The sequence below is a fragment of the Huintestinicola sp. genome (assembly GCF_050874005.1).
Classification (GTDB): Bacteria; Bacillota; Clostridia; order Oscillospirales; family Ruminococcaceae; genus Huintestinicola.
This window is the reverse complement of the sequence record NZ_JBNMJV010000008.1, coordinates 1-23,953: the sequence shown is the minus strand read 5'-3', so window position 1 is coordinate 23,953 and position 23,953 is coordinate 1. Positions and strand designations below refer to the sequence as shown.

Genomic DNA, 23,953 nt, shown 5'->3' with positions numbered 1-23,953 from the left:
CGATATTACTGCTTTTCCTCTGTCATTCGGGATATTTTCGCTCCTGCGGAGGAAAGGACCTGTTCTATTTCTTCATAGCCTCTGTCGATGTAGCTTATTCCCGATATTTCGGTCGTACCCATTGCGCCCAGCGCCGCACATACGAGAGCTGCTCCCCCCCGCAGGTCGGGAGCCTCGGTAACTGTGCCGTACAAATGGGGAACGCCTGTTACTACGGCGACCTTTCCCTCGGCTCGTATATCTGCGCCCATTCTGCAAAGAGCGTCGGCGTGGCGGTATCTGTTTTCAAAAATATTTTCCACAAAAACGGTGGTTCCCTCGGCGGTGCACAGGGGTGCCATAAGGATAGCCTGTGCGTCGGTGGGAAAGCCCGGATAGACCATTGTTCGTATAGTGTCGGCGGCTTTTAGCCTGCCTTTTTTGTATATGTAGATATTGCTGCCGAATACTCTAAGCCTGCACCCCATCTGCTCGAAAACGGGTATCACCGCTTCAAGATGTGCGGGAGCGCAGTCTCTGATAAGCAGCTCACCTCCTGCACAGGCGGCGCAGGAAATATATGTGGCAGCGGCTATCCTGTCGGGGATTATCTCAAAGGGCTCGGGGGGAGGAGTGAGCTTTTTCACGCCCTCAATGGCAATGCGTCCGCCTCCGTCTCCGCTTATCTTTGCTCCGCAGGCTCTGAGGAAATCCCCGAGGCAGCATATCTCAGGCTCTCTTGCGGCATTTGAGATAACTGTCTCTCCCTCGGCGGTGACTGCGGCAAGCATTATATTTTCCGTTGCGCCCACAGAGGGGAATGACAGGGAATGTCTGCAGCCTTTAAGCCCCTCGGGAGCGGTGCAGCTTATAACGCCGTATTCGTCGGATATGACAGCCCCCATTTTCCTCATTGCGGAAATATGCATATCAATGGGACGGGGACCTAAATTGCAGCCTCCGGGGTAGCAGAGAGTGCATTTTCCCGTTCTGCCAAGAAGCGCACCCATAAAGATTATGGAGGAGCGCATTGTTTTCATAAGACTGCTGCTTATATCGTCCGAGGAAAGGTCGGAGCAGTCCGCAGCCAGACTATTTCCCTCGGCGGTGACCTTTGCGCCCAGAGCGGAAAGTATACGTGCCGAGGCGTATCTGTCGGAAATGCAGGGGCAGTTTCTGAGCATTACCTTCCCCTCGCAGAGCACGCAGGCGGCAAGGACGGGCAGCACAGCATTTTTCGCTCCCTGGGTAATTATCTCCCCGAAAAGGGGCGTTCCACCCTCAATGACCAGCTTCTGCATATCCGACGCTCCTTTACAGCTTTATAGTGTGATAAAGTGGTTCTATAAAGCTATAATATGCGGATATTTTCGGTTGGTGATAGTTTTACTTATTTGTAAGCTCGGAAATTACGTTCCATATCCTGTCGGGTGTATCGGTAATGCATTGTTCGTGAGCCTTGCGGGACAGGTCGCAGAGAGCCTTGGGGTCGGAAGTAAGCTCGCTTACCTTATTTATGATAAGCTCGTCTGTAAGATCCTTCTGCTCGATGACAACCGCAGCACCCGCTTTTCCAAGCACCATAGCATTGTGATACTGGTGATTTCCCGCAACAACGGGGGAGGGGATAAGAATGGAGGCTCTGCCCATTGCTTCAAGTTCGCTTATTGCCGAGGCTCCGCTGCGGCAGATGATAAGATCGGCTGCGGCGGTGCATACGTCCATATTGTGTATGTACTCCTTTACGATAAGGGCAGGGTCTGTGTCGGGGAATATGCCCATATCGGCAAGACGCTGCTCAAAGGTATCGTGACCCATTTTTCCGTAGCTGTGGATATGGGTTATCTTTGCGCCCGACTCCTTTTCCCACTTCATAAGGGCAATGGCGGAGTCGTTTATTGCTCCTGCTCCGAGACTTCCGCCCCAGGAGAAAATGCATATGCTGTTCTCGTCAAGTCCCAGCTGCTTTTTGGCTTCGGCTCTGCTGATGGCGTTATTAAATCCCTTCCTTACGGGGAGACCTGTTTTAACGTATTTTACGTCCTTGTCGAAATACTCCGCAGCCTCTTCCATAGTGAGCATAACTTTGTTCACCTTTTTGGAGAGTATCCTTGTGGTAACTCCGGGGTAGGCGTTCTGCTCGTGAATGGCGGTGGGGATACCCATTCTCGCCGCTTCGAGGACAATAGGACCGCTTACATATCCGCCTGTGCCGATAACGATATCAGGCTCAAAGCCCTTGATTATCTTCTTTGCGGTATGGCCTGCGGTGGTGAGATATGCGGCTGCTTTAATGTTTCTTGCGATGTTTTTGGGAGTTATCTTTCTCTGAAATCCGCTTACCTTGATGGGTGCAAAGGGAATGTTCTCCATAGGAACAAGCTTTGACTCCATACCGTTGGGAGTTCCCGCATAGAGAAATTCTGCATCGGGGCAGCGGTCTTTGATTATTGAGATTATGGCGAGGGCAGGATTTATATGACCTGCTGTTCCTCCGCCTGCAAGCAAGACTTTCACTTTAAATATACAGTCCTTTCATTGTGGATAGTTTAATGCCCGCCCTTGTTTACTCTGCGAACCTTTGCGCTTGCGCCAAGCTGTTTTTTGGCTTCTGCTATCTGCCTTTTTTCAAGCTCCGCAGCAGCGTCGTCCGAGTCGGGCTTTTCCTTTGAGGGCATTGACTGCCTTGAGATGTTCAGCACCACGCCCATTTGTGCAAGCTGCATTATAAGTGCGGAGCCGCCGTAGCTGAAAAAGGGCAGGGAAATTCCCGTATTGGGAATGGTATTTGTAACAACGGCGATATTAAGAAACGCCTGTAAGCCTATCTGGATAACAAGTCCCGAAGCAAGGAGCATACCGAATTTGTCGGGAGCGTTGCCTGCAATGGAAAATCCTCTGAAAACCAGCATAAGGAACAGGATTATGACTACAGCTGCGCCTAAAAATCCCAGCTCCTCGCATACGATGGAGAAAACGAAGTCGTTTTTGGACTCGGGGAGATAGAGGAATTTCTGACGGGAATTTCCGAGACCCAGTCCGAAGATATTTCCCGAGCCTATGGCGATGAGGGAGTTTCTTGTCTGCCAGGCTATCTGCTTGTTTTCCGGTTCAAAGGTGTAGAGCCAGCTGGCAATTCTCTCGTTGATATAGTCGAATTTTCCTGTCTGGTAAAGAATGAGCACCAATACCGCCAGACCTGCCATACCTGCGATACACATAGGCACGAAATACTTTAGGTTTGTACCGCCCACAAAGAGCATTGCAAGAGCGATAAGACATATGATAATGGTTGCGGAAAGATGTCTTTGCAGGATAGTAAGGAAAGCCACAAAGCCCATTATCAGAAGGTATGGGAAAACACCGTATTTCAGGCTGTTCATTCTCCGGTGGTTTGAAGCCATCATATTGGCAAAAAGCATTATGAGGGCAAGCTTCATAAACTCCGAGGGCTGGAAGCTGAAAATTTTCAGATTTATCCAGCGGTTGGCTTCCGCCGTGGAAAGTCCTACTCCGGGGATATGCACTATGAGCATCAGTATCACGCAGAGAATAAAAAATCCGATATTGATATAAGGGTTTTTGAGAATATGATAATCAAACAGCCTGCTGGAGATAAACATCATTATGACAAGCCCTATTCCTGCCATTACAAGCTGGTGCTTGAAATAATAATCGGGGGCAACATTATCCTTTATCGCCCAGGCATAGCTGGCGGAGTACATCATAATAACGCCGAAAACCAGCAGCACAAGTACGAGTATCAGGAAGGGAATGTCAATTTCCCCGATACGTATCCTGCTGAGATACTCCGATTTGGGCATAAGTCTCTTGAAGAGAGTTTTGTTATTGGGCAGAAAGGCTTTCTTTTCGGAACGGGGCTTTTTCTTTCGGCTTTTTTCGGGCATTTCGGTACTCCTTTCTATGTAGATTTAAAGTGGGATCATTTCAGATAGATATTATAAAGCACATTTCCTAAAATTCCGCAGATAAGACCTACGGCGGAGAAGGTGATAACTATCTTGTATTCGGAGAAGCCGCACATCTCAAAGTGGTGGTGAATGGGGGACATTTTGAAAATGCGCTTGCCTGTGGTCTTGAAGCTTATTACCTGAAGAACTACGGAAAGTGCCTCGCAGATGTAAACTATTGCCATAAGGGCAAGGAGCAGGTGCTGGTGGGTGATAAAGCCCATAGCGCATACGCAGCCACCAAGGAACATTGAGCCTGTGTCGCCCATAAATACCTTTGCGGGATTGAGGTTCCATACCAGAAATCCCATACAGCCTCCTGCAAGAGCGGCGGCGAATATGGAATATTCATACATTCCCATAGATGAATAAATAGCCAGCCAGCATATTGCAAATACCGCCGTCACCGTTCCGCAGAGACCGTCCACGCCGTCGGTGAGGTTAACGGCATTTGTGAGGAAGATAAGGTATAATACCATTATAGGATAATAGAAAATGCCGAAATCAACAGCTCCCACAAAGGGGAAGATAATTTCCGTGGACTTGTCTCCCAGAAGCCATAAAACTGCAAGGAACGCCGATGTGACCACAAACTGCATTGCCATTTTCTGCTTTGCTTTAAGACCTAAATTCTGCTTCTTTACCGCCTTGATGTAGTCGTCAATGAAGCCGATAACGCAGTTTAAAAGTGCAAATATCAGTCCTGCTATAAGCTTCAGCAGACCGGAGTTATCATTTGAAAGGACTATCTCCGAGCTTGTGAAGCGCCATATGATATAGCAGACCGCACAGGCAAGAATAGTGCCGAAAATGAACATAAAGCCGCCCATAATGGGAGTGCCGTTCTTGCTCTTGTGCCAGGCAGGGCCTTTTTCGTAAATGGTCTGACCGAAATGAATTTTTTTCAGAAGGGGGATAAGGTAAAGTCCCGAAAGAGAAGCGGCGGCAAAGGCAATGACAGCCGCAAGTATATTTATCCAGAATGGCATTTTATATTTCTCCTAATAATTATTATGCATATTATAGCATTTTGAAATGTCGGAAAAGTGGGAAATCACTTGCCGTAATACCCCTCGATTATTTCCTCCATATGGATACCTCTGCTTGCCTTGAAGAGGACAACGTCTCCCTCTCTGAGCTTGAAATTAAGGAAATTCAGAATAGTCTCCTTGTCTGAGGAGCAGCAGCAGGGTATTCCCAGAGCCTCGGCGCTCTTTGCCATATATGCAGCGTAGCTGCCGTAGCAGACAAGCATATCTATGCCCTTTTCGGCGGCGTATTCGCCCACCCTTTTGTGAAGCTCGGGGGACATTGAGCCAAGCTCAAGCATATCGCCCAGAACTGCAACTCTTTTTCCTCCCGAAGCAGGTATTGTGTCGCTGAGAACGTCTATAGCCGCCATCATCGAGTTGGGAGCGGCGTTGTAGCAGTCGATGATAAGGGTCTGACCCTTGCGGTGCTCGATGTGCTGTCTGAGACCGTCAAGGCGGAAGCATTCAAGCTTTCTGCACACAGCTTCGCCGTCGCAGCCTGCCTTTACAGCCGCCGCAAATGCGATAAGCGCATCAATAACGTGATGAACTCCGGGGCAGGGAAGCTTTATCTCGCCCAGCTTTTCCCCGTCCTTTACGATATCAAAGCGGACAGAGTCGGTTTCGGAAACGATATTTTCAGCGGTGTATGTGCATTCCTTGTTTTTAGCGCCGCAGGAGATCACCTCTCTGTCGGTTATCTTCTTTGTAAGAGGATAAAGCAGGGGGTCATCACCGTTTATTATAAGGGGAGCGGAAGGCTCTGCGCCCGAGAGTATCTCAAGCTTTGCCTTTAAGATACCCTCCTGTGAACCTAAATTCTCTGCGTGAGACCAGCCGATGTTGGTTATTACCGCAATTGTAGGGCGGCAGGTCTTTGAAAGCCGTTCTATCTCACCAAAATGAGACATTCCCATTTCGATCACCGCTGCCTTGTGGGCAGGAGAGAGCTTTAACAGGGTAAAGGGCATACCTATCTCATTATTGTGGTTGCCTTCGGTCTTTAAGGTCTCGTACTTTGAGGAAAGGGCAAGGGCGGTCATTTCCTTTGTGGTGGTCTTGCCCACGCTGCCTGTAATTCCCACAAGCTTCGGCGTGAATTTCCTTCTGTAATGAGCCGCTATATCGAGTATTGCCCTATGAGTGTTTTCCACCACGATACAAGGCTCCTCGCCTACGGGATATTCGGTTATGGCGGCAACAGCGCCCTTTACAACAGCGTCGTGAACGAAATTGTGACCGTCAAAGCGGTCGCCCTTGAAGGCGATGAAAATGCTGCCGGGGGTTATGGTTCTTGTATCGCTGCTGATACAGTCTGCATTTATAAATCTTGCGCTGGCAGGGATATGAGACTTCTTTCCTCCGCAGGCGGCGCATATCTCGTCAATGCTCATACCGCTGCAAAGAGAGGAGCTTTCCGTTGTATCTGCTTTTGAAAGGCTTGCCAGAGCCTCGGCGCATATCTCACGCTCGTCAAAATGAATGTGAACGTTATCTTTGAGTATCTGATAATCCTCGTGACCCTTTCCTGCAAGCACGATAACGTCGTCTTTTTTCGCCATTTTCACAGCGTGGAATATAGCTGCTCTGCGGTCGGTTATCCGCTCATAGGGGGTGTTTGAGCCGTCAAGACCCGTGATTATCTCGTCAATAATGGCGTCAGGCTCCTCGTTTCGTGGATTATCCGAGGTGACGATAAGGTAATCCGCATATTTTGCCGCCGCCTTTGCCATAAGAGGACGCTTTGTCCTGTCACGGTCGCCGCCGCAGCCGAAAAGGCAGATAAGCCTTCCCTCGGTATTTTCCTTGATGGAGGGGAGCATATTTTCAAGTGCGTCTGGGGAATGGGCATAGTCGCAGACAATGTAGAAATCTCTGCCTGTGGGGATATTTTCACATCTTCCCCTTACGCCGTTGAAGCTGTTCACAGCTTCGGTTATCTTTCCGATGGGGACGTTTAATTTTGAGCATACGGCAATTGCCGCAGTAGCGTTTGCCACGTTGTATGCGCCCATCATTTTAAGGTTGAAGGGAAAGCTCTTCCCGGGAATGCAGAACCAGAAATGGGCTGCGCCGTCGCTGTATTTGATATGGCTTGCATAGACAGATGTGCCGCCCTTTATGCCGTAGGAATACTTGGTGCAGGGAGTTTCCTTGTAAAGCCTTGCGCCGAAATCGTCCTCGGTGTTGATAAAGGCGATTTTACAATGGTCGGTGAAAAGCTTTTTCTTGGCGTTGTAGTAGTTTTCCATAGTTTTATGGTAATCGAGATGATCCTCGGTGAGATTTGTGAAAACTCCGCAGGTGTATACCGCAGAACCTATCCTGTTCTGCTCGAGAGCAAAGGAGGAGACCTCCATAACGCAGTATTTGCAGCCTCTGTCAACCATTGTGCGGAATATCTCATAAAGCTCGAAAACCTTTGGAGTGGTGGGAGTGGAGTCGTCCCTTTCTATAGGCTCTTTTCCGCAGAGAGTGCCTGCGGTGCCGATAAGTCCCGCTTTTCCGCCTGCGCAGGTGATGATGTGGTGTATCATAGTCGCCATAGTGGTCTTGCCGTTGGTGCCTGTGATACCCACTAAGATAAGCTCCTTTTCGGGGTGGTCAAACCATTCCGCCACCAGCAGACCGTAGAATTTCCTTGCGTCCGAAACGACTATCTGCTTTGCGCCGAGACCCAAGTCTCTCTCGCATACAACGACCGCCGCACCCTTGTTAAGCATATCCGCCGCCGCCGTATGACCGTCAAAGCTGCCGCCCTTTACGCAGACGAAGATATTTCCCTCGCCCACCTTTCTTGTATCATCTGTGATGCCGGTAATAAGGCAGTCTTTTCCCTTGAATTTGTATTCTGCGCTTTGTCCTGCGCCTTTAAGAAGCTCTGAAAGCTGTTTTGTTATCTTACTCATAAAAAATACCGTTCTTTCCGATGGCTTTTATCCCTCGTTCTTTACACGGAAGGATACTTCTACGACCGTGCCCACAGGGACTATAGTGCCCTCAAGATAATTCTGCTGATATGCCACAGCGCCTGCGTGTTCGGTGGCGCCGTCTCCTGCCTTGAAGTTAATATTGGCAGATGTGAGAAGTTCATTCACTTCCGAGACCGTATAACCGAGAACGTTGGGAACGGTGGTGTATTCCGTTTCGTAATCCTCCTCGGTGTAAAGTACGACCTTGCCGTTTCGGGGTATTGATGATGAACGGGAGGGGACCTGAGCTACCACCGTATCGCCCTCGCCCACTACGTAATAGCGAAGCTCAAGGTTTTCGAGAGTTGCCTTTGCAGCCTCTACCGTCTGATCCTCAACGCTTGGAACGGTAACGTCCAGAGCGGCAAGCTCTGCGTCGGTGTATTCGGGGTAATATCCCAGGTGAGGAAGTGCGTCCTTGAATACCGCAGAGACAACGGGAGCGGCAACAAGGCTGCCGTAATAGATCTGTGAGCCGTTGTGGTCCCTGCCCTGAGGCTCGTCGACCATACAGAGCATAATTATCTCGGGGTCGTCTGCGGGAGCAAAGCCCACATAGGAGCCTACATAAAGGTTGTCAACGCCCAGCTCCTTGTTTTTCTGAAGCTTCTGAGATGTACCCGATTTTCCACCGATACGGTAGCCCTTTATGTATGCGTTTGAGCCGCCATTGTTGTTAACAACGCTTTCAAGCACCTGTCTCATCTGAGCGGAGGTCTCCTCGGAGATGACCTGTCTGCGGACAGTTCTTTCTCTTGTCTCAATGATATTGCCGTTGTTGTCAACGATCTTGCTGACAACATAGGGCTGAAGCAGATATCCGCCGTTTATTACCGCAGCATAGGCGGTTATCATCTGAATGGGCGTAACGGTGTTGGACTGACCGAAGGAGCTTGAAGCAAGCTCTACAATTCCCATATTTTCCTCAGCCACATAAAGACCTGCGGACTCGCCGGGAAGGTCTATGCCCGTAGGCTCGGTAAAGCCGTAGGCTCTGAAATACTGACAGAATTTCTCAATTCCAAGCCGCTGACCTATCTGAATGAAGGCAGGGTTGCAGGAATTTGTCATAGCGGTGGTGAAGTCCTGAGTGCCGTGAGCGCCTCTTGTCCAGCAGTGAATGGGCCAGTCCGCCACCTGCATAACGCCGTTGCAGGTAAAGGTGGAGTTAAGGTCGATGACCTTTTCCTCCAGAGCAGAGGAGCCTGTTACTACCTTGAAAACGGATCCCGGCTCGTACAGCTCGGTGATAGCCTTGTTTTTCCATTGCTTCTCACGGAGCTCGGCGTATTTTTCATTGTACGCCTCCTCGTCGCCCTCTTCCTGCAATGCGGAAAGAACGGCTCTGTCCTTGGCGGAGTATATCTCTCCTCTGTCGTTAAGGTCAAATCCCGGAGAAGTCGCCATAGCCAGTATCTCGCCTGTCTTGGCGTTCATCATAATAGCGCAGGCACGGTTGTCCACGTTGTTCTGCTCAACGCATTTTGCCAGCTCTCTTTCGCACATATACTGCAATGAGGAGTCGATGGTGAGATAAATGGAGTTTCCGTCCTTGGCTGAATATATCTTGTCGTTCTTGTAGGGCATTTCGTTGCCCTGGGCGTCGTTTGCGGAGATTATCTTGCCGTCAACGCCTGCAAGGTAATCGTTGTAATAGGCTTCAACGCCGTAAATACCGTCACCGTCATAGTTTGTGAAGCCGATAACTGCGGCAGCCATATCCCCTTGCGGATAATAACGCTTTGTGTCCTCTTCTGTGCTCAGAAGATTTGTGGGAAGGTCAGTTTCGTCCAGACGGGTGTTCAGTTCGCTGACCTTGTCCTTTTCCACTTTGGAAGCCACCTTGCTGTACTGCCTGTTTTTGGTGGCGTCGTCGGTAAATATGCTTACCGCCTTGTCATAATCCACTCCGAGAACTTCGCTCAGTATCTGAGCGGTGTCTTTTATCATCTTGTCCTTTTCTGCGGCAGAGTATTTTTCATCGCTCAGCCCCGTGATGGCAGAAGGGTTTACTATAATATTGTAAACTGTGGCGGACTGGGCAAGTATCTTTCCGTCGGCGGTGTAAATGCTGCCACGGTTTGCTTCCACGGTGGTGCTTTTGAACTGGCTGTCGTTTGCCATTGCGGCATATTTGTCGTGCTCGGTCACAGACGTGTGGAACAGGTTTACAAACAGAACGCCTGCACCTGCCAGAGTTATAACGGAAACCACAGCAAGTCTCTCACGCATAGATTTTGTGGGCTGATACGACGGTTTTACAGGTTTTTTTGTGGGCAAAGCAAGTTCCTCCTCAGACCCCTTTGATACGTATCTTCTCATAAGTGCAAGAACGCATGAGCCAGTTTATACCTTTCTTTTGTATAAAGAAAAGTATATAAGCGGTCATGCGTCAAAGCGATGCTATTATATCATATTTGATTAACCCCTGAGGTATTCCACAAAGCTGTCAAAAGCATTCTTGATCTTCTTTAAAACGCTTGTATCCTGCTCGGGTATCTCCACCTTGTTTCCGCTTTCAAGGCTTATGTATTCCACCTGGGCGTTGTCGAGCTTCTGCATACCCAGAACGTTCTCGGCGTAGTCCTCCACCACCTTCTGAGAGCTTTTCTGCTCAAGCCTTGTAGCCATACTTACATTCTCCTGCTCAAGGGCACGTACTGCGGCTTCCTCGTCCACGATAGCGGCGTGAACAGCAGCAATGTTTGCCTTCGAGGTGATGCAGAAGGAGAGCATAGCTCCTGCCATAATTATAAGCAGCACCAGCATAGGTGCGGCGATAAGAGGCTTGGGCTTTGCGGCAGTACGGGTCTTGATGTTGTTCTGACGGCGCTGGCTTGCTCTCTCCTCATAATTTTCATATCTTGAAAGGTCATAGGCGAGATTTGAGTTTCTGTCTGCCATATTTATCCCTTCCTTTCTTCATTAAACGATCTTTCTCTTTAAACTTTATATATAGCTTACAGCTTTTCGATTATCCTGAGTTTAGCGCTTCGGCTTCTGGGATTTGCTTCAAGCTCCTCCTCCGAGGCTTCGGCAGGCTTTCTGTTAACAAGCCTTGCTTTCGGCTTGTTTCCGCATACGCACACTGGGAAATCCGGGGGACAGGTGCAGCCTTTGCACCAGCCTGCAAATCTCTGCTTCACTATCCTGTCCTCCAAGGAGTGGAATGTGATGATACAGAAGCGGCCGCCGGGCTTTAACAGCTCAAAGCCCTCGTCAAGCGCCTTGTCCAGATGCTCAAATTCGCAGTTAACGGCTATCCTTATAGCCTGAAATGTTTTTTTGCAGGGATTTTTCTCCCGCCTGAACTTTGCGGGAACGCCCTCTCTTACGATATCCGCGAGCTCTGCGGTGGTCTCAATGGGCTTTATTTCCCTGTGCTTTATGATAGCGTCGGCAATTCTCGGAGCGAATTTCTCCTCGCCGTACTCGTAAAGTATCTTAGTAAGCTGACCGTGGGAGTATTCGTTTACGATATCCCTTGCGGAAACGCCTTCCTTTGACATTCTCATATCAAGAGGTGCGTCTGCGTGGTAGGAAAATCCTCTTTCGGCGGTGTCAAGCTGATAGGAGGAAACTCCCAGATCAAGGAGAATGCCATCAACCTTATCTATCTGAAGTTCTGCCGCCGCAGACTTCATATCCGAATAATTTCCCTTTACCACCCTTGCTCTCAGACCCTCGAGCCTTTTTGAAGCGGTCTCCACAGCGTCGGGGTCACGGTCAATGCCTATGAGCATTCCCGTATCAAGGCGTTTTGCTATTTCCTTAGAATGCCCCGCACCTCCGCAGGTGCCGTCTATATAGATACCGTCGGGCTTGATGTCAAGACCCTCGAGACATTCATTCAGCATAACGGGTATATGATTAAATTCCATAATCTGTAAAATTGTCCTTTATATATCAGAATGCAAGAGAATCAATAGCCTCGGCAAGCTCCTCATCGGAGAACTTGGAGTTCATTTCCTCATATTTTGCGCTGTCCCATATCTCGGCTCTGTTCAGATTGCCGATAACGGTGACATCGTGGTCGAGACCTGCGTGCTCTCTCAGGTTCTGGGGGATAAGTATCCTTCCCTGCTTGTCGGTCTCGGCAACAATGGCGTTTGCGGCGTATTTTCTTATAGCCGCCTTTGCTACGGGACCCGAAAGAGTTCTGAGCTGTTCGGTAAAGTTCTCCCACTCCTCATTTGAATAAACGTAAAGGCAGCCCTCAAGACCGATAGTGATGACGAAATTCACGCCGAGCTGTTCTCTGAGCTTGCCGGGAAAAGCCATTCTGCCCTTGGAGTCCATTGTATGGTTGTAGGTTCCCATAAGCGGAGCGTGCATTGTCATCATTCCTTTCGTTGAGGAGTTGGCGGCAGGTCCATTTCAACACGGCTTTCAACAGCTTGTTGAAACTCACCACTTTTCACCACAAAATGGGCTTAATTCACCACTGTAGTAATTATACACTATTTGTAACCGAATTGCAACCTTTTCGGAGCAACTTAAAGGACAAATAAATCAAGAAATTTACCCCTGAGATTTGAGCATTTTGACGAATTTATCATACCAAAACGTATAATTTATGCTATTTTTGCAATGCGTATAATATTTTGGGAACGCCTGTTTGTGGTGAAAAGTGGTGAAGATGATGCAGATATGGCTGTAACCGAAATGTAATTCTTGTGACCAATTTGAAACATATTCTGTGACAATTATAGGAAATTATTCCGTTTTTCTGAAAAATACTTTAATAATGCCCAACAATTCGGTTCAAAAATGTGCATAATAGCTATTGCAAAATCAATCGTGTGCTGTTATAATAAATTTAGCTTGTTGCGAAAGATACAAGCAGGCAAATAAAGACTTCAAAGCGAAATAAATATACTAAAATAATCAAAGGAAGGGATATTACCCGATGTTGAATGCAATCGGCTCAAAAATAGACCTGTCGGTCCCCGACAGCGAGTGCGGCTATTACGACCTTGTTTCCGACCTTCTGGACAGCGAAGTTGTAATGCAGATGAAGCAGTATATGCACCACGGTCACACCACCTGTTTCCAGCATTGCCTTAACGTTTCGTACTATAATTACCTTATCTGCAAGCTTCTTTCTCTTGACGAGAGAGCGGGAGCAAGAGCAGGGCTTCTCCACGACCTCTTTTTATATGACTGGCACGACTATGTTCGTGAAAAGGGTCAGAAAATGCACGGCTGGACCCACGCCTCCACAGCTCTTGCAAATGTAAACAAGTATTTTGATATCACACCTGTTGAAGCGGACATCATTAAAAAGCATATGTTCCCTATGAACATTGCTCTGCCCAAGTATAAGGAGACTGTTGTTATCATTTTTGTTGACAAGATATGCGGCGCCTGGGAAGTCATAGCGCATTGGGGATATCTTATCTCAAAGCTTGTTAAATTTCCTTTCAGAAAGCTCAGAGAGCGTAAGTCTGCCTGAATATAGGTCAGACAAGTCTGCCTGAATAGGTCAGACAAGTCTGCCTGAATACAGGTCAGGCAAGTCTGCCTGAATATAGGTCAAATAAGTATAAAAAATCCCGGGAAGAACGTTCTCCCGGGATTTTCTTTATGGTGCGGGTAACAGGACTTGAACCTGCACGCTTACGCAATAGATCCTAAGTCTATCGTGTCTGCCAATTCCACCACACCCGCATAATGTTTTTATTATACCATTCCTCCGCCCGTAAGTCAAGAGCGGAAGGCAAAAAAAATTTTTTTCTCAGTTTCCCGAAATTTTAGCGGTAATATTGTATATTTTGACAAATATAAGATAAACCGTAATTTGTAATAATGCTAATTGACAATCTTTGGGATAAATGGTACAATTATTATGTAAATCTATTTACATTACAAGTCGTTTGGCGTAATATACGATGAAAACGATTAAATATTAAAGGAGGAGATAGGAAATGAAGCTGAAAAAGATTTTGGCGTCTTTGACAGCGGCGGCGCTGGCGGTTACCACTATGGCATTTGCGCCGGTGAGCGTTAGTGCAACAACTCTTAACGGTTCAGATCTTTCATATGATTTGATTGTTAAGGTTGGCAGCAGCTGGACTGAGTATTATGCCGGTTCAGAAAATATGGCAGCTGACGGTTCTGACGATCGGAGTGTGACATGGAGTGCGTTTGCAGATTCAAGCAGCAATCCTTTGGACACAAATTCGTCCGACCCTATGATGCAGTATATTGCGAGAATATACTACTATGATGGGGACGGCAGTATAGGATTGGACAATTTTATTGTTCCTATTAGTTATTCTGCAAAAAAAGGCGACACCGAAATAATCGATACTACCTCAACAGTATCTTTTGCTAAGATAAGCGACACAACATATCAGGGTGAGCTTTACCTTAGTGCTAATGATACAGAATTTACGCATTGGGATAATAGCTTGCAAGGTAATGTTGCTGGAATAACTATAAGCTCTTTTTCATCATCTTATTCAAGTCTGAGCGCAAGCATTGCAGTTGATATAGCAAATGCAATTCCTGTTACAAAGGATAATGCTTTGTTAGATAATTTAAATGCTTTGTTTGGAAGTACACCTGATGATGACGAAGATAACGCATATTCTATGGAACTTGCAAAGTACGTTTCCAATCCTAATAAGGTCGCTTCCATGATGGCAGTGTTCACTCAAAAGCAAAATTCTTATTCGTATATGAACGGAAGAATAGTTGATATTACTGAGGGCACTGTATTCACAAACTGGTATATGGAAAACAACGAGTACATCGCTGCTAAAGCCGACATTACGAATGAAAGTACCGGCGGAACTGTAAAGATAGTTTTTGATTATGTTAAGCCTGAAAGTGACGGCTGCGAGAATAAGCTCTGCTATGTTGAATTTTATGACGCTGACGGCAAAAAGCTTGCTCACGTTGACTCAACATTTACCGAGCTTAAACCCTGCAGATCTATCGAACTTGACAAAACTGAGCTTGAGCTTGTTGTTGGCGGTAAAGAAACTCTTACCGCAAAAACTACTCCTGCAGATACAACAGACCCCGTAAATTGGGAAAGCTCCGATGAAAATGTTGCAACTGTTGACGAAAACGGTATTGTTACTGCAGTTGCAGAAGGTAAAGCAACCATCACTGCTGCAGCTAATGACAATGTTTCCGCAGAGTGTGAAGTTACAGTAATAAGCAAGAAAAAGATCACTGTAACCGTAAACAACGAAGCCTACGGCACCGCTTCCGCAGACAAGCCCGAAGCAGCCGAGGGCGAAACAGTAAAGCTTACAGCAACACCCAATACAGGCTGCAAGTTTGTTGAGTGGCAGTCCGATGAAGTGACCGTTACCAACAACGCATTCACAATGCCTGCAGAGGAAGTGACCGTTACCGCAGTATTTGCCGAGAAGGAAGCAGACGAGTTTGATATCGTTGTTCTCGAAAATAATTACGGCAGCGTTGTCGTAGAGGGCGGACTTACCGCAGCTAAGGCAGGCGATGAGATCAATCTTATCGTAACTCCCATCGAGGGCCTTGAGCTTGATTACATTAGCGTAAACGAAAAAATTATTGAGGGCACAAGCTTTGTAATGCCTGCAGAAGATGTAACTATCTCTGCTATCTTTACGGCATCAACCTACACCATAGAGCTTGAAGTTTCCAAAGGCGGTACTGCAAGTGCAGACAGGACCACCGCTATAATGGGCGAAACCGTTACTATCACCGCAGTACCCGATGACGGCTATGATTTGTCTTACATTAAAGTAAACGGCACAAAGATCAGCGGCACAAGCTTCACAATGCCTGCCGAGAATGTCAAGGTCGTTGTAGCATTCTATAAGCTCGTCGAATGCAACATTTCAATGCCCGAGGACGTAAGTGTGGACGTGGGCCTTGTAAGCAGCAATGAGGAAGTTTTTGCAGCTATCTTCGGCAACGACTATGAAGGTCTCACTGAAAACCACACACTTAGCGTAGAACTGCACGTAGGGGGCGAGTCAGTAGTTTCCGCCGAGGACAAGGCACTTGTCGAAGCAGCTTTGACCCCCAATCAGAAAGTAGGACTTTACCTTGACCTTTCACTTTACAAGAAGATAGACGACAAGACCGAAATAGTTACAAAGACGATCGAACCCATTTCCTTATCTATCGGCGTTCCCGACAGCATTATCGCTGACGGCAGAACTTATTCCGTAATGAGAGTTCACGACGGCAAGGCAGAAAATATCGGCGGCACTTTCGACAGCGTTAAGAAGTCTCTTTTAGTAAGCTCCAATCTCTTCTCCACATATGCTATCGTATATGAGGACTCTTCCAAGCCTCAGGTTAAGCCTGCTGCTCAGTCCGAGCCTGTACCGGTAGTATACTACTCCATTGCTGCGGACAGAAACGTTACAGTAAGCACAAGCAGCGCACCGGAAGGCACAGTTATTGATGTAAAGGCAGCTTTCGGCTATGACGCATACGTATACTGCGGCTCACAGAGGCTTATGAAGTTCACCGGCAGAGGAAGCTTTGTAATGCCTGCAGGCAATGTAACGATCGTCAGCGAGGAAAACGGCTACCTTGCAATGATAAGAAATGCAGCTCCCAACTCTTATATCTTCGTATACGACGCTGATATGAACTACATCAAGACCAACGGTTCCGTTAAGGGTATCGCAGGCGAGGGCAAGATAACAGTTAAGCTTGGTGAGGAATACGCAGGCAAGACAGTTACTCTCTACAAGGGCAGAAAGAGCACAAGCGTTAAGCTTGACAGCAAGACCCTCGATGAAAACGGTAATGCAACATTTACCGTAGAGGGCGGCAAGAATTACACAGCAGTAGTTGAGTAATTCATTCTGCACTCAAAATAAACAAAACAAGGCTTCGGCAGGATCAGCTGCCGAAGCCTTTTGTTTATATAGATAAAATGATATGCACCGCTTATCATCGCCGCCTGTATGCAATATGGCGGGGATATTCACTCTGCAAGCTTTGCACGAAGGGCGTTTTTCAGATATTCGTATCTAAGGCGCTTTTCCTCTTTAGAAAAATGTATCTCTCTGAACTGCTCGGGATTATCCTCATAGCACAGCTTTTCGTCGCCGAACTGTTCGCTTGTAAGGTCGAAAACGCAGTTTCCGACAACATTGTAGCAATGGAAATTTCCGCCTGACCTGAGTATGCCGTAAACCTTTCCGCCAAAGATGTCCTGAGCGAGAAATGCGGTTATTGAGCATTGCCCCAGGGTCATATTTTCCTTAGTCCAGCCGTCTCTCAGACGGGGAGCGCAGGTGTCGGCGCACCAGATTTCCGACAGCATATCATAAAGCGCACGTGGGTCTGATACTTTGCTGTATTCATCGCTTACAGGAGGAACGTCAGCCTGTTCCCAGCCGTAAAATTTATATGCCATATGAAGCACCTCGCTTTATTGTCATAGCTTAATTTCGGGGGAAACTTCTATCTCAAAGGGCAGAAGATCGAGGATATCCTTCTTAGGGTCAATGCCGTCATATACCTCAACAAGCCTGAGACCGCTTCTGCAAAGCTCGAACACGCACCGCTCGGTAACATAAAGCACTCTCTGCTTATTTACAAGAGCACGCTTTGCGGAGAAGCTTATGCTGTTTATCTTTTCCACAAATTTGGGGATATCACCGTTTCGCTCAACAGTCACGCTGTCCTCGCCCTCAATGACCTCAAGCCCTTTTGTGTTGAAGGTCAGACAGAAAACGACGGTGTGGGTCTTGGCGGTGATGTTTGCAAATCCGCCTATTCCCGAAAACGCTCCGGGGCCACGGTGGGAATTAACGTTTCCGAAGCGGTCGACTTCAAGTCCGCCCATAAAGCAGATGTCAAGTCCGCCGTTGTCGTAAAGGTCAAACTGGTTTGCCATATCGTTCATAGATGCGGCGCCTATCATAGCTCCGAACACGGTCCCCGAAGCGGGAAATCCTCCTACGCCGCCCGACTCAACAGTCAGCGTTATGCGGTCGAGCATACCGCTTTCACGTGCGTATCGTGACACATTCTCGGGAATACCTATGCCGATGTTGACGATATCCTCAGGTTTAAGCTCCTGTGAAGCACGTTTTCCGATAATGTTCGCCGCAGGATTGTATGTGGTTTTGGTAGCAGTACGCTCTGCAAGCATTTCGTTCCAGTCCTGCCACTGTGCATAGGGTATCTCAAAGCTGCCCGTAAGGGATTCATAAGCAGCGTGCCTCGGCTCGGGCTCCACCATAACGATGGCGTCAACGAGACAGCCGGGTATAATGGTATTTCGGGGACGGGAAGGGGTGCTTACGATACGGTCCACCTGCACGATGACCTTTCCGTGATTAGCCTTTACCGCCTGACAGATGGAAAGTGCATCTCCCGACATATACATCTCGTCAAAGGAGATATTTCCCTTGCGGTCGGCGGCTGTGCCCTTTATGAGCGCAACATTTATCTTGGGCAGAGTGTAATAGAGAAATTCCTCGTTATCCACCTCCACACGCTTTACAAGGGAATTATCGTGGGAAATGTTGTTTATTCCGGGGCCGTCGAGACGGGGGTCAACGAAAATATCAAGCCCCACCTTTGACAGCGCACCGGGCAGCCCCCCTGCCTGTGCACGTATAGCGTGGGAAATGCAGCCTAAGGGGAGATTATATGCCTCGAACCTGTCCTCAAGGACAAGCTTTTTTGTGCTGAGCATTGCGCCGAAATGACCGCAGATAAGCTTATCCACCGCACCCTCTCTTATGTAGTTCTCGGCGTTTCTGTTTTCGTCCCATACGCCGAAGCCTGCGCTGGAAATGATGGTCAGGTGTCCGGGCGTTCCTGTCTGTTTGTATCTTCTGTAAATGGCTTCGTGAAGCTCAACGGGATTTTCTATTCCCACAAATGAGTTGAGGCAGATAACGTCTCCGTCCTTGATAAGACTTATTGCTTCGTCCGATGTCATAATTCTGTACATTTCTTCTATCTCTCTTTTCTGATATATTATCACAAAATATTCCATTATATATTTTAAACGATTTTACTCAGATTGTCAAGAGATATGGACATTTATGACATCAGGCAGGCGGCTGCCCGAAAAGTCCGCTGTGAAAAAACATTTATTTAAAAAGTTTCCGATAAGTCTCCGAAAGTTTAGTATTATTGTCATTGACACAAATATGGCAAAAGCTGTATAATAAAAAATGCCGACTGCGAAAAGCACTCGGGGTCAGCCTAAAATATAATGAAAAGAGATATTGATGGAACAGAAAAATATTGAAGATATGTCGAAAAAGCAGGAAAAATGTATATTTGATATATTTTCGCTTGTCTATATACCGTTAGTGTTTGTTTATAGTGAGATAATTCTGAAAGTGTTTGCAGGTCAGGCGGTTTTTGAGGACTGCACATATTGGCAGGTGTTCAGTATATCGGCAGGCTTGATAATTTCGGGGCTTATCTCGCTTCTGCCTCAAAGGGCGCAGAAAATATGCACAATGGCGGTGCTTTACATCACGGCATTGCTGTTTACAACGGAATGTCTTATAAGAAACAGCTTTCAGCTCTATATGGAGCCTGAGTCGATCTTTGCAGGACTTGAGGGCGTTGTTACGGGCTATACCGAAAACATAACCAACTCTGTCATAAATTCTGTACCGAATATCCTGCTGTTCTTTGCTCCTGCGGTGATATATACCGTGCTTGGAGGGAAACTGCGTCTTGTTCCCGAAAATAAGCTCAGCCCCGTGGTATCTGTCTCGGCTGCGGTGCTTGCGGCAGGCGTTTTCTGCGTTACAGCTTCAAACGCCGCCTCGGGAGAGTTCGGCGATATATATAAGACCCGTTTTGATTTTGACCTTGCCACCGAAAAATTCGGACTTGGAGCAAGCCTGCGCCTGAGCCTCCAATATGCCTTTTTCGGAAATGAAGAGGAAGCTGTGTTTGTAATGGAGGACACAGCCGAGACCGCTCACATTATGCTCGGGCTGTCCGTTTCCGATACCACAGAAGTCACCACCGCCGCAGCGGAAATGACCGCCGCACCGATGAACGAAACCGTCACGAAACCTGTTACCGCAGCTGCCGAAGAAAGTGTTATTTCCGAAACGCCCATAGCAGTCTCGTCCGGGATTGCTGACGAAACGACAGCACCGTCTCAGACCGTTCCCGAAAAAAGCACATCTGCCCCTTTGCCTGTTGTTCGGGGGGTCAATGCAATGGATATCGACTTTGCAGGCATACCAAATCCAAGCCCAAAGGTGACAGCCCTTAATGAGTATGTACAGTCCCTTGCGCCGTCAAACAAAAATGCGTACACAGGGCTTTTTAAGGGCAAAAACCTTATCCTTATATGTGCCGAAGCCTTTTCAGATGTGGTGATAGACGAGCAGATGACCCCCACGCTTTACAGACTCAGTCATAATGGCATATATTTTTCCGAATATTATCAGCCCACCTGGGGCGGCTCCACCTCCACGGGAGAGTATTCCTTTGTAACGGGGCTTGTTCCCACCCACGGCGTTGATTCTATGTACAATATCAGAAATAACAACAACTATTTCACAATGGGAAATCAGCTGCAGCGGCTCGGCTACACAAGCTGTGCCTACCACAACGGCACATTCGACTTCTATAACCGTGACAAGACCCATAAAAACCTGGGCTATGACAATTACTTTGCCTTCGGAAACGGACTTGAAAATATAATAAAGCGTTATTCCGACGATTCGGTAATGCTCGGCACCACCATTGACGAATATATGGACAAGCAGCCATTCAGTCTTTACTATATGACCATCAGCGGTCATTGCATATACGATGGGGCAAATAACAAGGTAAAGCAAAATCTCTCTAAAGTCCTTGAAGCTCACGGAAATAAGTATAAGGATAAAACAAACTATTATCTCTGCTATCAGCTTGAGCTTGAAAATGCGCTTACCGTGCTGGTGCAGAAGCTTGAGGACGCAGGCATTGCAGACGATACCGTTATCTGCCTTACAGCCGACCATTACCCTTACGGACTTGAGCAAAGCAATACCTATAAGAACGACCGTGATTATGTCACCGACCTTTACGGTTATAAATACAATGCCCCCTGGGAAAAGGACCACAACACCTGGATACTCTGGTCGGGATGTCTTGAAAACGAGCTTTCTGACTATGCCTGCCGGATATCCGCACCTACATACAGCCTTGATATCCTCCCAACTCTGTCAAATCTTTTCGGACTGGAGTATGACTCGAGACTTCTCGTGGGAAGGGACGTGTTCTCCGGCGCAGAAGCCATAGCCCTGTGGAACAGCTACAGCTGGGCGACAGAGCGGGGAAAATACAATGCAAAGACACGGAAATTCTATCCCAACGAGGGCTATGAATACGATAAGGCATATGTTGACAGGATATCGGGCATTGTAAAGAATAAGATAAACTTCTCCGGTCAGGCAGTTGATAATAATTATTATCAGGTGCTTTTCGGACCCGATAAAAATACAGCGCCGAAACCGAAGCAGATTTCGGGATAATGATGTGTGCTTCACCTATTAGAAAAAAACAAGCAAAATGCTTCGGCAGTAATGGCTGCCGAAGCATTTTGCTTACATAAACAAGTGATACGCCCCGTTTAAAATGCCGCACAGCAGAAGACCCGTGACCGTAGGCAGAGCCATAGCCAGCCCAGTCTGCTTCCAGGAACCGGTTTCCTTTTTAATTGTAAGGCAGGTGGTGGAGCAGGGAAAGTGGCAGAGCATAAAAATGATAACACATACCGCCGTAAGCCCCGTCCAGCCGTTAGCGGCAAATATCTCCGCCATAGCACCGCCGCCCGCATCGGTAAGAGTGCTCTGCCCCGTATATATCATCATCATTATGGGCAGAACTATCTCGTTTGCGGGAAATCCCAGAATAAACGCAAGAATTATAACCCCGTCCATACCGAATATCCTGCCAAATGGGTCAAGAAATTCCGCACACATCGCCAGCAGACTGCACTCTCCCACCGTAATATTTGCCAACAGCCATATAACAAGCCCCGCAGGAGCCGCCACCGTCACCGCTCTTCCCAGCACGAAAACCGTCCTGTCAAGAAGTGAGCGTACAAGTACCTTTCCTATCTGCGGTCTGCGGTACGGTGGAAGCTCAAGTGCAAAGGACGCCGTCACACCTTTAAGCACCGTCTTTGACAGCAGCTTTGATGCCGCAAATGTGATAACAGCCCCAAGCGCAATTACCCCCGTGAGCATAACTGCGCTGAGCAGGCTCCCTCCCGTTCCTGCCGCCGTAAGCAGACCGATAAGGGTGATAAGAGCGGGAAACCTCCCGTTACAAGGCATAAAAACATTGGTAAGTATGGCAATAAGCCGCTCTCTCGGTGAATCAATTATCCTGCACCCCGTAACTCCCGCCGCATTGCACCCAAGCCCCATAGCCATAGTAAGAGCCTGTTTTCCGCAGGCATTAGCCCTGCTGAAATATCTGTCAAGGTTAAAAGCCGCCCGGGGAAGATACCCAACATCTTCAAGGAGCGTAAACAGCGGAAAAAATATGGCCATAGGCGGAAGCATTACCGAAGTGACCCAGCTAAGCACCTTGTAAACCCCGTCAATAAGCATACTTTCCGCCCATTCGGGACACCCCGCACCGCACAGCCACCCTCTGAAAACTTCTCCCAGCGACCCCAGCGCCGCCGAAAGCCACTCAGACGGATAATTCGCCCCCGCAATTGTTATGTAAAAGATCACCGCCAGCATAAGGAGCATAACGGGCAGCCCCCATATCCTGTGAGTGAGTATCCTGTCAATGCGCCTGTCACGCTCATAATAATCGGGCAGTTCCTGCCTTACAGCTTCTCCTGCAATTTCCTCCGCACGCCTGACAATGGTGGTCACCGTCATATCTCTCAGCGCCGCCGCATCAAGCCCGTTTTCCCCTAAAACTGCCACAGCACGGTTATACGCCGCCCCAAGCTCACTGTCCTCATCGGAAAGAGCGTTTTTCAGTTCTCCGCAGGTGAAGCTGTCAAGGGTGGACATAAACTCCTCGCTCCGTTCAAGGATACGAAGTGCCGCAAACCGCTCGCATATCCTGCACCGAAGCAGCTTTTCAAGAGGCGGCATAAGCTCCTCTATCGCCCTCTCCACCGCCTCGGAATAAATAACAGGCGGCTCTGAAAGAGTGTTAGCGCACATTTCTCCCACCCTTGCCACCATTTCATCAAGCCCCGTGTCATTCCTTGCCACAACGCCGCACACAGGCACCTCAAGTATCTCCTCGAGCCGTTTTAAATCAACGACGATCTTCTTTTTCGCTGCCTCGTCAAGAAGATTGACGCATACCAGAACACGGGGAGTTATCTCCATCACCTGCAGAACAAGATTGAGATTTCGCTCCAGGCAGGAGGCATCGCATACCACAATGACTCCCTCGCTGCCGCCGTAAGCAATAAAATCTCTCGCCACCTGTTCCTCAGCGGAGTGCGCCATCAGGGAATAGGTGCCGGGGAGGTCGGTAAGAACGATGTTCTCTCCCCCTCTCAGGCATTTTCCCCGTGCGGTGGAGACCGTCTTGCCCGTCCAGTTTCCCGTGTGCTGCTTCATACCTGTAAGAGCGTTGAAAACGGTGGATTTTCCCACATTGGGATTGCCTGCCAGAGCAATGCTCACCTCGCCGCTCTTTTCCTCGGGGCGGATATTTCTGCTCAAAGTATCAAGTCCTTTCCTGCTATGTTTTATCATAACATTATATTGTAATGCGGACTTGTACTATTCGGGCAGGCTGAGGCAGGCTGAGCCTGCAGCCGCTCGCTCTATAATTTTATTTAGACGACAAGCAGACGGCTCGGTAACGATAGAAACAAGCTGACCGATAAATCGAAATTTGACGGTATAATTTATTTTGATTAACGTAATTTTATTTTTGCTTAACCTTGTTAGCGAGTAGGCAAAGGGACAACCTAAGGGGAGGGGGGAAGAAATAAACCCAACAAAAATGCGGACTTCCCCCCTCCCCTACGGTTTTCCCCTTGCGACCTCTTTCCCTACCCTCTCCCCCT

15 protein-coding genes and 1 tRNA gene are annotated in these 23,953 nt (G+C 47.9%); 3 read left to right on the top strand and 13 right to left on the bottom strand.

The annotated features are described in order from the left end of the window. Positions 1–5: 5 nt before the first annotated feature. The 9 genes from murA to mraZ form a co-directional block, all read right to left on the bottom strand. Positions 6–1,280, bottom strand: a complete 1,275-nt coding sequence (gene murA / locus ACR0QN_RS04330) for a UDP-N-acetylglucosamine 1-carboxyvinyltransferase (RefSeq protein ID WP_432649967.1) — start codon at positions 1,278–1,280, stop codon at positions 6–8. 85 nt (positions 1,281–1,365) lie between these two features. Next, complete coding sequence (gene murG, locus ACR0QN_RS04325; RefSeq protein ID WP_432649966.1) at positions 1,366–2,496, bottom strand: undecaprenyldiphospho-muramoylpentapeptide beta-N-acetylglucosaminyltransferase; 1,131 nt, start codon at positions 2,494–2,496, stop codon at positions 1,366–1,368. 32 nt (positions 2,497–2,528) lie between these two features. Next, positions 2,529–3,887, bottom strand: coding sequence for an FtsW/RodA/SpoVE family cell cycle protein (locus ACR0QN_RS04320; protein WP_432649965.1), 1,359 nt, complete (start codon positions 3,885–3,887; stop codon positions 2,529–2,531). Positions 3,888–3,922: 35 nt separating this feature from the next. After that, positions 3,923–4,939 carry a phospho-N-acetylmuramoyl-pentapeptide-transferase gene (mraY, locus tag ACR0QN_RS04315; protein ID WP_432649964.1) on the bottom strand — a complete coding sequence of 339 codons (1,017 nt, stop codon included), beginning with the start codon at positions 4,937–4,939 and terminating at the stop codon, positions 3,923–3,925. Between the two features lie 65 nt (positions 4,940–5,004). Then, the gene (locus tag ACR0QN_RS04310) at positions 5,005–7,890 is read right to left on the bottom strand and encodes a UDP-N-acetylmuramoyl-L-alanyl-D-glutamate--2,6-diaminopimelate ligase (RefSeq protein WP_432649963.1); all 2,886 of its coding nucleotides are present in this window, start codon (positions 7,888–7,890) and stop codon (positions 5,005–5,007) included. Positions 7,891–7,917: 27 nt separating this feature from the next. Next, positions 7,918–10,275: a penicillin-binding transpeptidase domain-containing protein gene (locus tag ACR0QN_RS04305; RefSeq protein ID WP_432649962.1), complete on the bottom strand. Its 2,358-nt coding sequence runs from the start codon at positions 10,273–10,275 to the stop codon at positions 7,918–7,920. Between the two features lie 99 nt (positions 10,276–10,374). After that, positions 10,375–10,857, bottom strand: a complete 483-nt coding sequence (locus ACR0QN_RS04300) for a hypothetical protein (protein ID WP_432649961.1) — start codon at positions 10,855–10,857, stop codon at positions 10,375–10,377. Between the two features lie 56 nt (positions 10,858–10,913). Beyond that, positions 10,914–11,834, bottom strand: coding sequence for a 16S rRNA (cytosine(1402)-N(4))-methyltransferase RsmH (gene rsmH / locus ACR0QN_RS04295; RefSeq protein ID WP_432649960.1), 921 nt, complete (start codon positions 11,832–11,834; stop codon positions 10,914–10,916). Between the two features lie 25 nt (positions 11,835–11,859). Continuing rightward, a complete protein-coding gene (mraZ, locus tag ACR0QN_RS04290; RefSeq protein ID WP_432649959.1) occupies positions 11,860–12,297 on the bottom strand; it encodes a division/cell wall cluster transcriptional repressor MraZ in 438 nt (145 codons plus the stop codon). A gap of 565 nt (positions 12,298–12,862) precedes the next feature. Between mraZ and ACR0QN_RS04285 the strand changes: the two genes are divergently transcribed. Further along, positions 12,863–13,408, top strand: a complete 546-nt coding sequence (locus tag ACR0QN_RS04285) for an HD domain-containing protein (RefSeq protein WP_432649958.1) — start codon at positions 12,863–12,865, stop codon at positions 13,406–13,408. A gap of 132 nt (positions 13,409–13,540) precedes the next feature. Here the strand turns inward: ACR0QN_RS04285 and ACR0QN_RS04280 are convergent. Continuing rightward, positions 13,541–13,623 (bottom strand) — tRNA-Leu (locus ACR0QN_RS04280). A gap of 257 nt (positions 13,624–13,880) precedes the next feature. On the opposite strand from ACR0QN_RS04280, the gene ACR0QN_RS04275 reads away from it, so the two are divergent. Then, positions 13,881–16,769: an InlB B-repeat-containing protein gene (locus tag ACR0QN_RS04275; RefSeq protein ID WP_432649957.1), complete on the top strand. Its 2,889-nt coding sequence runs from the start codon at positions 13,881–13,883 to the stop codon at positions 16,767–16,769. 128 nt (positions 16,770–16,897) lie between these two features. Here ACR0QN_RS04275 and ACR0QN_RS04270 read toward each other — a convergent pair whose 3' ends face one another. Beyond that, positions 16,898–17,332, bottom strand: a complete 435-nt coding sequence (locus ACR0QN_RS04270) for a YunG family protein (protein WP_432649956.1) — start codon at positions 17,330–17,332, stop codon at positions 16,898–16,900. 21 nt (positions 17,333–17,353) lie between these two features. Then, entirely contained in the window at positions 17,354–18,916 is a 1,563-nt protein-coding gene (locus ACR0QN_RS04265) for a CoA-transferase (protein WP_432649955.1), read from the bottom strand. Positions 18,917–19,166: 250 nt separating this feature from the next. On the opposite strand from ACR0QN_RS04265, the gene ACR0QN_RS04260 reads away from it, so the two are divergent. Next, positions 19,167–21,428, top strand: a complete 2,262-nt coding sequence (locus ACR0QN_RS04260) for an LTA synthase family protein (RefSeq protein WP_432649954.1) — start codon at positions 19,167–19,169, stop codon at positions 21,426–21,428. Positions 21,429–21,500: 72 nt separating this feature from the next. Here the strand turns inward: ACR0QN_RS04260 and feoB are convergent, their stop codons facing one another. After that, positions 21,501–23,603: a ferrous iron transport protein B gene (feoB, locus tag ACR0QN_RS04255; RefSeq protein ID WP_432649953.1), complete on the bottom strand. Its 2,103-nt coding sequence runs from the start codon at positions 23,601–23,603 to the stop codon at positions 21,501–21,503. Between the last annotated feature and the right edge of the window lie 350 nt (positions 23,604–23,953).

Coding starts and splice junctions, on each gene's coding strand:
- murA (WP_432649967.1), bottom strand. CDS start 1,280: ATGCAGAAGCTGGTCATTGAGGGTGGAACGCCCCTTTTCGGGGAGATA.
- ACR0QN_RS04320 (WP_432649965.1), bottom strand. CDS start 3,887: ATGCCCGAAAAAAGCCGAAAGAAAAAGCCCCGTTCCGAAAAGAAAGCC.
- mraY (WP_432649964.1), bottom strand. CDS start 4,939: ATGCCATTCTGGATAAATATACTTGCGGCTGTCATTGCCTTTGCCGCC.
- ACR0QN_RS04310 (WP_432649963.1), bottom strand. CDS start 7,890: ATGAGTAAGATAACAAAACAGCTTTCAGAGCTTCTTAAAGGCGCAGGA.
- ACR0QN_RS04305 (WP_432649962.1), bottom strand. CDS start 10,275: ATGAGAAGATACGTATCAAAGGGGTCTGAGGAGGAACTTGCTTTGCCC.
- ACR0QN_RS04300 (WP_432649961.1), bottom strand. CDS start 10,857: ATGGCAGACAGAAACTCAAATCTCGCCTATGACCTTTCAAGATATGAA.
- rsmH (WP_432649960.1), bottom strand. CDS start 11,834: ATGGAATTTAATCATATACCCGTTATGCTGAATGAATGTCTCGAGGGT.
- mraZ (WP_432649959.1), bottom strand. CDS start 12,297: ATGATGACAATGCACGCTCCGCTTATGGGAACCTACAACCATACAATG.
- ACR0QN_RS04285 (WP_432649958.1), top strand. CDS start 12,863: ATGTTGAATGCAATCGGCTCAAAAATAGACCTGTCGGTCCCCGACAGC.
- ACR0QN_RS04275 (WP_432649957.1), top strand. CDS start 13,881: ATGAAGCTGAAAAAGATTTTGGCGTCTTTGACAGCGGCGGCGCTGGCG.
- ACR0QN_RS04270 (WP_432649956.1), bottom strand. CDS start 17,332: ATGGCATATAAATTTTACGGCTGGGAACAGGCTGACGTTCCTCCTGTA.
- ACR0QN_RS04260 (WP_432649954.1), top strand. CDS start 19,167: ATGGAACAGAAAAATATTGAAGATATGTCGAAAAAGCAGGAAAAATGT.